A 7,723-nucleotide genomic window follows, 5' to 3' on the forward strand; every position below is an offset into this window, starting at 1 on the left:
AGTAAGGAAGGAAATCTGTATAATGGATAAAATTAAGTTATCTACCAAAAAGGAACTGGAAATTTATATGAACCCGGTAAGGCAGAATCTTCTCCGGCTACTGGAGCGATCCAAGCTGCCCATGACACCAAAGCAGCTTTCGGAAAAACTGGAGATCTCCCCATCAAGTGTTCAGCACCATATTAAAAAGCTGGAGTCACTTGGGGTCATTACTCTGGATCATACAGAGGCTATTAATGGTATTACTGCAAGATATTATAGTCCAACCTATGTCAATGTCCAGATCGGCCTCGATCACCCGGATGATACGCAGATGCAAAAAGAGGTTCTGGTTCAGGCGCAGGTTGCAAGAACTTATGAAGGCTTTTTAACACAGAAAAAAAAATTTATTGAGCATTATTATGATGAGGATTTAGAATCCAGGTGGGATTTAGGAGATATTCTGACTGGCGTAATTCATCTGGCGCCTGGAGAGGGCGAGGAATTATTAAAGCTGATCAGAGATTATTTGGACGCACACGCCATTCCATCCGGGGAGAAATCTCCGTGGGAATATGCATTTATTCTTTATAATGCGGAGGAAAATCTTTATGAGTAGGATAAAGCAGCTGATTATTTTCCTGAATTACGCTTCGTTAGGAATCCTTCTGCCGGTGCTGAACTTAATTCTTTTGAAAAGGGGGGCAGATCTAAAGACGCTTCCCCTTTTATTAGCCAGTTATTCAGCCGCTGTATTATGCTTTGAGCTTCCAAGTGGAATTTGTGCGGATTTGTATGGTCGAAAATCGGTTTTTCTTATATCAGGAGTCTGCCAGCTGTTATCTGTGGGTTTGCTATTTTTTGTACACAATCTGGTCGGGTTATTTTGCTGCATTATACTGAACGGTGTCGGCAGGGCTTTTTCTTCTGGAAGCCTGGATGCCTTAATTGTAGATCAGGCATTGGAGGAAAGAGGAGAGGACTGTCTGCCTGATGTAACAGCCCGCCTTGCCATTCTGCAAGAGACTGGGCTGGCATTGGGGTGTATTCTTGGAGGTTTCCTATCCTGCCTGGGTGATGCCTATAACGCGAACATTTCGCTTCGTTTTATATTGACCGTGGTAACCATGGGGCTTTGTATATTTGGAATACGAGAAGTACGGATATGGGGTGGTGAAGCAGAGAGGACACCCCTTATCCGCCATTTAAAGAAAGGGGTCAGGACAGTTTTTTCAAGACGGGATTTTCCATTTATCCTGGCAGGGATGTTGTTCACTGGATTTCTTGTTATGCCGATTGAGACGTACTGGCAGCCGGCTTATCTTAGAACGTCAGATTTGTCGCAGGGGACCTGGGTGCTGGGAATACTGTCTTTTGTAGGGTTCTTTCTGTCAGCAACAGGAAATTCTCTCTGCCGCAGGCTGCTCTTAAAATTCCCCGGAAGACAGTGGCGTATCTACAGTATCAGCCGTGTTTTCCTTGGGTGCGTCTTACTTATTCTGGCGATTATTAAATCTGCCTGGATCTTTGCAATTGTATACGGAGGCATTTACTTACTCCTTGGAACCGGCAATGTGGCTGAAAATACACTGGTCAATCAGTATACGCCGGGACCGCTAAGAGCCAGTGTTCTATCTTTGGGCTCTTTTCTCTTACAAACCGGCGCCATGCTTGGCTCTATTTTCAGCAGTCTATTTGTGGAGCAGATTGATATATCTGGACTTTGGTTTACTTCCGGAGTAGTAATGATTGGTTATACCCTTTTAATTACTGCGCTTTTAATGGTAAAAAGAGGAAAAATAAAACCATATGATATTGAATCATTTGAAAACAGCTGATATAAATAGAGTTAGGGCGACCCAGAGCTATCATGGATCGCCATTTTTTGATTGAAAGTAAACTGGTCCTTTTGTAATATATGGAAATAATTGGATTATTTTCCAGAGTTTAAACCATCATATAATAAACTATTATAAGCAAAGGAGTTTTACCATGCCAAGAAGAGGAGAAAATATTTATAAACGCAAAGATGGAAGATGGGAAGGAAGAACTTTAAAGCAGACAGGGAAGTACCAGTACTTTTATTCCAGAAGCTATAAGGGTGTAAAGGAAAAGATGAAGAATTTCAAGGATACCCAGGTGAATTACAGAGCTAAGAAATCGGGAGAAGCAGAGGAAGGGTCTGTACTTTTTGAAAACTGGCTTAAGGATGTCTCTGTAAGAGTAAAGCCATCTACCTATGAAAGTTATTACCGGTGCATATACAAATATGTGATTCCGTTTTTTGAAAAGGAGAAAAAACAGAGAATCACAACGGATACTGTTTCGCGTTTTGTGAAAGAAATGTATGAGAATGAGGAGCTTGCAGATTCTTCTAAAAAGAAAAACCTGACCATATTTAAGATAGCAGTAAAAGAGATCTTAAAGGGGTCGGCGGATTGTCTTGCAATTATAGATCTGATTAAATATCCCAAAACGGATGATAAAGAGGTGGAAGTATTCTCAATGAAAGAGCAGCGTCAGATCGAGCTGGTGGCTTTTCATAACAGCGACAGGCGTGCAATGGGAATTCTCCTTTGCTTTTATACCGGCCTGCGTCTTGGGGAGTTATGCGCATTAAAATGGAGAGATATTGATATGGAGACAGGGACCTTATTTGTAAGCAGGACCGTTTCCCGGATCCGGCATTTTGATGAGAAGGAGCAAAAAACCGCATTGTTTGTGGGAGCCCCCAAAAGCCGTAAATCCATGAGGAGAATACCCCTTCCCCAGTTTTTGCTTAACATGCCGGTGATGGCTGCTTATAAAAATAAAAATCAGGAGAATTATATCTTTACGGAAGCAGATGTCCCTTTTGATCCCCGGTGCTTTCAGAAACTTTATAAACGACTGTTAAAGGAGGCACATGTCAAAGACCGGAAATTTCATGCCATCCGCCACACCTTTGCCACCAGGGCATTGGAACTGGGAGTGGATATTAAAACCATCAGTGAACTTCTGGGACATTCCACCGTATCCATCACCTTAAATGTCTACGCACATTCCCTGATGGAGCAAAAAAAGGCTGCTATTGAAAAATTCAATGATATGTACCAGTTGAATGCTGATCTGAACGGACCAATAATAAAGGGTAATTTTGAAATATTGGAAGATTCCTGGGCCAGATAGAGTAAAACTATCACATTTTATAGCCTAAGTTACAAATTATTATAATATTCTACAAAATTCAGTCATAATTGACAAATATCTGCCCTCTGTTATATAATATTAATTAGTAAAATTCAGTAAAAATTTTACAGAAAAGGTGAGTAGTTTCCAGCACGTAAATAATGATTAGGAGGATATGACTGTGGCGGGAAAATTTAAGGCATTTCGGAGGGTCATAAAAAAGTCAGAGGAGGGGTCTGACTCATCGGGAAAGAACAGATCCATCAAAGGGAGATTGCTGTCTGGTATCATTGCTATGTGCGTGGTAATTTCTATTTTGTTTGGTGCTTTCAATGGTTTTCTGTTCTACCGTGATGCGAAAAACAATACTGATATGAGACTTATGGAATCAGCAGAGGCTTACAGTCAGGCGATTGAGAACGCAATAGATATATACAAGATTAAAATAGAGGCCATAGCACAATACACTTCCATTACAGACCGAAATAAAAGTGATGGGCAGAGAAAAGAAGTGATGGATAAGCTGGCGAAGGATTATGGTTTTTTGGAGGTTACAACAGCGGATGTCAACGGAAAGGCCTCCAATGGTGCAGATATCAGCCAGTTGGAATATTTTAGCCAAGCAATAAATGGGGAAACCTACATATCAACCACCATGCAAAGCGAGGAACTGGGCAAAACAGTTCTGGTAATTGCAGCTAAGGTGAATAATGGGGAATATAACGGGGTTGTAACAGGAACCCTGGATGCAGATGTATTCAGTAAGATGATTGACGGAGTTTCCATAGGAAAATCCGGTTATGGATTCATTACAGATAAAGCCGGAAAGGTAGTTGCCCATAAGGACAGAAACGTCGTGTCAAATGAGACCAATTATATTGAGCTGGCAAAAAGCGATTCGTCACTTAAGGAGGTTGCCGCCAATATACAGGAGATGATTACAGGAAAGTCTGATATCCGGACAGCCCGCTTTAAGGGGAAGACTCTGGTCATGGGTTACACACCTATAACCAACACAGACAGCTGGTCCATCGGAGTTGCAGCAAATCAGTCCGAGATGATGGCAGGCTTCTATCAGTCACTGATCATCACAATCATTCTGGCGGCTCTGATGATTCTTGCATCCTTACATATGGCTTTTCGGATAGCAGGTCCGATCGTTAAGCCGCTTATCGGATTGGCAGAGCGTATCAAAGCTCTCGATGAGGGAGATCTGCATTCTGAAGTACCTCAGATCAATACTGGAGATGAACTTGAGGATTTATCCCGTTCATTTACCGGAACGATCAATACCCTTAATAGCTATATTAATGAAATTTCTACGATTTTAAGCGGTCTGGAAAAGGGAGACTGCACGATTACAGCGACTCAGGATTATAAAGGTGATTTTGTACAGATCAAGGATTCGCTGAATGGTATTACCTATAACTTAAATTCGGTATTTACTAAGATTAAAGAATCTTCTGACAGAGTAGCAGAGGGATCAAGGCAGATTTCCGATGCTTCCCAGGCACTGGCTTCGGGTGCGACGGAACAGGCAGCTACAGTTGAGGAATTAAGCGCTTCGGTAAGCAGCGTTTCAAACCGGGCACAGCAGAATGCAGAGAATGTTCTGAAGGCAACCGGCTATGTAAGAGAGGCGGTTACCGGAATGGATGAAGGCAATACCTATATGGAGAAGCTGGATCATTCCATGAAGGAAATCGGACAGGCTTCTGAGAAGATTTCAAACATTACCAAAGTAATTGAGGATATTGCATTTCAGACCAATATACTGGCTTTAAATGCAGCGGTGGAATCAGCCAGAGCAGGAGAAGCAGGCAAAGGATTTGCAGTGGTAGCCGATGAAGTACGTAATCTTGCAGGTAAATCAGCAGAGGCTGCCAAGCAGACAGCAGATCTCATCGGACATTCGGTTCAGACCGTGTCAGAAGGTGTAAAAATTGCTTATGAGACAACCCGTATTTTAAAGTCAGCTGCGGAGAAATCCGGACAGGTGGAGCATACGATTCAGGAGATTGCAGCTGCTTCCAATGAACAGGTGGAGGCGATCGATCAGATTAACCAGGGACTGACCCAGGTCTCTACAGTTGTTCAGACCAATGCGGCAACAGCAGAGGAAAGTTCTGCTTCCAGTGAAGAACTGGATGCCCAGGCCCAGTTATTAAAACAGGAAGTAGAGAAATTCAGGCTTCAGGGTACAGACCCGCAGGCTGAAGAAGAACGCGTTCGTTATGAGGCCGCAGCTGCCTTTGAAGTACCGGTTATCGAACCTGACCACACATATATAACCCCTTCGGCTAATATACACGACTCGGCGAAATATTAAATTTAGCGGTTCACTGCAATTCTACGGGATTTGCAGTGAGCCATATTTTTTGTGTTCCAAATGAAGAGTTCATGATATAATTGCAAAAAAAGGGTGGGACGAAAAGATGAAAATTGACCGGCTGATTGGTATAATATCCATACTGCTTCAGAAAGAAAAGGTGACAGCACCCTATCTGGCAGATAAGTTCGAGGTCTCCAGAAGAACCATAAACCGTGATGTGGAGGATTTGTGTAAAGCCGGAATCCCCGTTGTCACCGAACAGGGGAAAAATGGGGGAATATCCATAGCAGAAGGCTATAAGGTGGATAAAACATTGTTCACTTCTTCAGAGATGCAGGCAATTCTGTCAGGGTTAAAGAGTTTAGACAGCGTGTCAGGCAGCAACCGCTACCAGCTTCTCATGGATAAGCTTTCCTTTGGAAGCAGCGATTATGTGGGAGCCAGCGGTCCGGTTGTCATTAATCTGAGTTCCTGGTACCAGTCCTCTCTGTCACCTAAATTCGAGCTGATTAAAGATGCCATAGAGAGAAAAAAGAGAATTAAGTTTCATTACTATGGTCCGGGTGGGGAGAATGACCGGATTATTGAACCTCGTTTGTTGATATTTGAATGGTCTTCCTGGTATGTTTGGGGATATTGTCTGCTGAGAGATGATTTGCGTATGTTCAAGCTGAACCGTATGGAACAGATCATATGTACCAATGAGGACATAGAGGAGAGAGCACCTCAGTTATACAAAATGGATCCGCGTGAGGTTTCCTGGACCAATGAAGTACATGTAACGGCAGAATTTGATGGAATCATGAAATGGCGTCTCATCGAAGAGTACGGAATCAACAGTTTTACGGAAGACGATGATGGCAGGCTGACAATGACAGTCAGCTGGTCAGATAAGGAGTCTTTATTCAGCTGGCTGCTTGGTTTCAGGGATCATGTGAGGATTCTTGAGCCACTGGAATACAGGACGGATTTTCTGGAACTTTTGGACCGGATTAAGACCCGATGTCATCCAATGGAAGATGAAATAAATAAGCAGCATTGAAAAGGAGGCAGTCAGTATAAAACATACTCTCCTTTGCAATGCTGCTTATCTGTTATCCCTTTTGCCTGCCATTGACAAATGTTTTAATTGCTGTAAAACTTTCAGCGCTGATCACATGCTCAATCCGGCAGGCATCGTCTAAGGCAATCTTACGTTCCACCCCAAGAGCCATAAGCCAGTCGGAAAGGAAGGTGTGGCGCTCGTACATCCGTTCTGCAATTTCCTGTCCCTTCTCCAGCAGTGTAATATGTCCGTTTTCATCCATATCAATAAAACCATTCTCACGCAGATTCTTCATTGCTACGCTGACGCTGGGCTTGGAAAATTCCAATTCACCGGCGATATCAATAGAACGGACATATCCGTTGCGTTGATGCAGCATTAAAATTGCTTCCAGATAATTTTCGGCAGATTCCTGTATTTTCGTAACAGTCACCTTCTTTCAGTAGTTCTTTTCGTATCTGTTTATTGTAACACAAAATGCTGTTTGTTTTCAAGTCAGGTTATCAAATGCTTTTTCATGCTTTTTTATCATCGTACGAAACTGACTGATAGTAATTCCCAGTGTTTCACTGGCTGACCGCAGTGAATATTCCCGGTTTTGCCATTTCTCATAGACTGGGAAGAATTCTTCAGGAAGAGGAGAGGGATATCTCCCTAAGTGCTTCCCTTGTGCTTTCGCTATGGCAATCCCTTCTGCCTGTCTTTGCCGGATACTTTCTCTTTCTGCCTGGGCTACATAGGAAAGCAGCTGCAGCACAATGTCTGAGATCAGCGTTCCAATTAAATCTTTATTGGTCCTTGTGTCAAGAATCGGCATGTCGATAATTACAATATCAGCTTTTGTGATTTTAACAATGTCTCTCCATTCCTGCTGAATATCTTCGTAATTTCTCCCAAGACGGTCCAGACTCTTGACCACCAGCACATCGCCCTCTTTTAGTTTTCGCTTCAGTTTTTGGTACTGTGGTCTGTTGAAATCTTTTCCCGATAATTTATCACAATAAATATTTTTTTCTAAAACACCCCATTTAATCAATTCGATCAGCTGGCGTTCAACGTTTTGATCCAGAGTGGAGACTCTGACGTAACCATAAAAATTATTCATATTGTTTTTCCTCCTGTCCCTCTTAGTATGGCAGAAAGGGTGGATTTTAAAATGAGACAAGCATATTGCATTGCTAAAAAGGTGTACCTTTCTA

At 42.5% G+C, this 7,723-nt stretch carries 7 protein-coding genes; 5 read left to right on the top strand and 2 right to left on the bottom strand.

The window, feature by feature from the left end; all coding sequences use genetic code 11:
* Window positions 1-22: 22 nt before the first annotated feature.
* From RZO55_RS00830 to RZO55_RS00850, 5 genes are all read left to right on the top strand, one after another.
* Complete coding sequence (locus tag RZO55_RS00830) at window positions 23-598, top strand: helix-turn-helix domain-containing protein (protein WP_318062405.1); 576 nt, start codon at window positions 23-25, stop codon at window positions 596-598.
* Window positions 591-1,817 (top strand): MFS transporter, encoded by a 1,227-nt coding sequence (locus tag RZO55_RS00835; RefSeq protein ID WP_318062406.1) that lies wholly within the window; start codon window positions 591-593, stop codon window positions 1,815-1,817. The genes RZO55_RS00830 and RZO55_RS00835 overlap by 8 nt, the downstream gene beginning before the upstream one ends.
* 154 nt (window positions 1,818-1,971) lie before the next feature.
* The gene (locus RZO55_RS00840; protein ID WP_318062407.1) at window positions 1,972-3,147 is read left to right on the top strand and encodes a tyrosine-type recombinase/integrase; all 1,176 of its coding nucleotides are present in this window, start codon (window positions 1,972-1,974) and stop codon (window positions 3,145-3,147) included.
* Window positions 3,148-3,328: 181 nt separating this feature from the next.
* Window positions 3,329-5,476 carry a methyl-accepting chemotaxis protein gene (locus tag RZO55_RS00845; protein WP_318062408.1) on the top strand — a complete coding sequence of 716 codons (2,148 nt, stop codon included), beginning with the start codon at window positions 3,329-3,331 and terminating at the stop codon, window positions 5,474-5,476.
* 106 nt (window positions 5,477-5,582) lie between these two features.
* The gene (locus RZO55_RS00850) at window positions 5,583-6,521 is read left to right on the top strand and encodes a helix-turn-helix transcriptional regulator (RefSeq protein WP_318062409.1); all 939 of its coding nucleotides are present in this window, start codon (window positions 5,583-5,585) and stop codon (window positions 6,519-6,521) included.
* Between the two features lie 52 nt (window positions 6,522-6,573).
* Here RZO55_RS00850 and RZO55_RS00855 read toward each other — a convergent pair whose 3' ends face one another.
* Both RZO55_RS00855 and RZO55_RS00860 read right to left on the bottom strand, forming a co-directional pair.
* Window positions 6,574-6,957: a metal-dependent transcriptional regulator gene (locus tag RZO55_RS00855; RefSeq protein ID WP_318062410.1), complete on the bottom strand. Its 384-nt coding sequence runs from the start codon at window positions 6,955-6,957 to the stop codon at window positions 6,574-6,576.
* Between the two features lie 57 nt (window positions 6,958-7,014).
* Window positions 7,015-7,629, bottom strand: coding sequence for a recombinase family protein (locus RZO55_RS00860; protein WP_318062411.1), 615 nt, complete (start codon window positions 7,627-7,629; stop codon window positions 7,015-7,017).
* Window positions 7,630-7,723: the final 94 nt, after the last annotated feature.

The sequence above is a fragment of the Clostridium boliviensis genome (assembly GCF_033342255.1).
Taxonomy (GTDB): Bacteria; Bacillota; Clostridia; order Lachnospirales; family Lachnospiraceae; genus Lacrimispora; species Lacrimispora boliviensis.

What these genes read in the sequence shown, in the direction of transcription:
- RZO55_RS00860 (WP_318062411.1), bottom strand. Translation starts at nt 7,629, where the DNA reads ATGAATAATTTTTATGGTTACGTCAGAGTCTCCACTCTGGATCAAAAC.
- RZO55_RS00840 (WP_318062407.1), top strand. Translation starts at nt 1,972, where the DNA reads ATGCCAAGAAGAGGAGAAAATATTTATAAACGCAAAGATGGAAGATGG.
- RZO55_RS00835 (WP_318062406.1), top strand. Translation starts at nt 591, where the DNA reads ATGAGTAGGATAAAGCAGCTGATTATTTTCCTGAATTACGCTTCGTTA.
- RZO55_RS00830 (WP_318062405.1), top strand. Translation starts at nt 23, where the DNA reads ATGGATAAAATTAAGTTATCTACCAAAAAGGAACTGGAAATTTATATG.
- RZO55_RS00850 (WP_318062409.1), top strand. Translation starts at nt 5,583, where the DNA reads ATGAAAATTGACCGGCTGATTGGTATAATATCCATACTGCTTCAGAAA.